The organism is Mycobacterium sp. (assembly GCF_050701675.1).
In the GTDB taxonomy this organism is placed as follows: domain Bacteria; phylum Actinomycetota; class Actinomycetes; order Mycobacteriales; family Mycobacteriaceae; genus Mycobacterium.
In genome coordinates, this window is the sequence record NZ_JBOGDD010001266.1 from 1 (window position 1) to 2,022 (window position 2,022).

2 protein-coding genes are annotated in these 2,022 nt (G+C 70.6%); one reads left to right on the plus strand and one right to left on the minus strand.

Annotation, left to right across the window (positions count from 1 at the left end; genetic code table 11):
• Positions 1 to 53: 53 nt before the first annotated feature.
• Positions 54 to 881 (plus strand): hypothetical protein, encoded by an 828-nt coding sequence (locus ACRDUX_RS39240; protein WP_526422691.1) that lies wholly within the window; start codon positions 54 to 56, stop codon positions 879 to 881.
• 158 nt (positions 882 to 1,039) lie between these two features.
• Here ACRDUX_RS39240 and ACRDUX_RS39245 read toward each other — a convergent pair.
• Positions 1,040 to 2,022, minus strand: a 983-nt coding sequence (locus ACRDUX_RS39245) for an HNH endonuclease signature motif containing protein (protein ID WP_526422693.1), incomplete at its 5' end; no start/stop codon positions are given.

Here is a 2,022-nt window from a genome sequence, read left to right on the forward strand (position 1 = left end):
GGCCGGTGATGCACTGCAAGGTCGGGCCCCCGCGCAACTGCTAGCTTGGCGTCGTGGGCCTGCGGTCATGGTTGACGGGACGGAAGCCGGTCGAATCCGACGAGGAGACGGCCGACCGGTTGCTCGGGCCGGGTGGAGACTGGGCGTTCGCCGTGCTGCGTGTCACCGCGGTGGACCGCCCGCCGGATCCGACCGCGGCCTACGAGTGGTGCCTGATCACCGGCGTCCTCACCTTCGACCTGCGACCGGCCCAGGCCGTCCGCGGGCAGCACTTCCGGGTGCCGTCCAGCAAGTGGCTGCGTCCCGGAGACGAGGTGCCCGCGGTGGTCCGGCTGTCCTACCTGGCCGAGGGCCGGGCCGGGGCCATCAGCGTGCTGTGGGACAAGTTGCCCGAACGCAGTGCGCTGCACGCGAGTTCAGCCGACGCGGTGGCCGCGCAGTTGCGTGGCGAGCAGGTGCCACAGGGCGGTGACGACGGGTATCGGGCCGGCACGTTCGACGATCCGGACCGGCGATTGCCTGGCTCGCCGGGCGGCGGCACCACCGTGCAGCAAGCCGATGCGCTGCTCTACAGCGGCGTGCCTGCGACAGGGACCGTGCTGTCCGTGGTGGACGTCAAGGTGCCAAGGCTGCTGCGGGCCACGGTGCCCGCCGGTGCCACGCTCGCCGACCTGACGATTAGCGTGTCGCCCCCTCAGAGCGAGAGCTACGAGGTGCGCACGCGCATCGGATTCTCCACCCAGCACAAGAGAAGCGTGGTCGCCGTCGAGGGAGCCACCCTCCCGATCCGGGTAGATCCGTTGGACGCGAACAAGATCGCGGTCGACACGGTGGCGCTGGGCTTCGCGCCCGAAGTGCGCCACGGCAAGGACCGCCGCTAAGACGCCGGGCTTCGTCCCTCGCCATCGCCCCGAAGCGGGTTGGGTTGTCCGTTCGGCCCCGACGAAGATGTCGTGCAGCGGTTCGTGATTCGCACGTTCCTGCGGGTCGAAGGCACCCACAAGGCAACCCGCTCGAGGCGGGTTGACGATTCGAGCGGCTAGTTGTTCGTCGGTGGTGGTTGCGGTTGGAAGGGTTGGTACCACCACCAGTCGGCGCGTTCGCCGGTCGGTCCCGAGTAGGGGGCGACGGCGGGTGGGGGTTGCGTGGGTGGGCGGGCCAGCGATCCCGCATCGAGTGGCCTGCCGGCAGCGTCGGTGACGACGAGGTGGTGGGCGGGTCCGGTGATGGTGATGCCGCCCCGGTGGTGCAGCCGGTGGTGATAGGGGCAGACCAGCACCAGGTTGTCCAGTTCGGTGAGCCCGCCGTCCTCCCAGGCCCGGATGTGGTGGGCGTGCAGACCGCGGGTGGCCCCACAGCCGGGCACCACGCAGCAGCGGTCGCGGTGCTCGAGTGCACGGCGCAACCGGCGGCTGATCTGGCGGGTGGCCCGCCCGGAGCCGATGACCCGACCGTGACGTTCGAACCACACCTCGCAGTCGGCGTCGCAGAGCAGGTAGCGGCGGTCGTCCTCGGAGAGCAGGGGACCTAGGTGCAGCGCGGCGGCCCGGTTCTCGACGTCGAGGTGGACCACCACGGTGGTGCGTTGCCCGTGGGGTCGCCGCGCCACGTCGGTGTCCCAGCCGGCCTCGATCAGGCTCATGAACCCGTCGACGAGGCCGGGGAACGGCGGCACCTGCTCGGACATCTCAGCGCCGTCGGGATGGTCGCGTTTCCAGTCGGCGACCAATGCGTCGGTGTGCGATTGCAGGGCGGCGTCGAACGTGGCGGCCTCGGCGTGCGGCAGGGTGATCCGATAGGTGGTGGACTCCTCGCCGACGGTCTTGCTGATCGAGCGCGGCGGCTCCGGACGCGGCTCAGGGTCAGACTCGGGTTCGGGTTCTGGTCGCGGTTCCAGCTTGACCGCGGTACGTAGCTGGGTGACCGTGGCGCTGGCGGCCAGCTGGGCGTAGTGCTCATCGGAGCCGTCGGCGGCCCGCTCGGCGATGACACCGACCTGATCCAACGACAGCCGACCGTCGC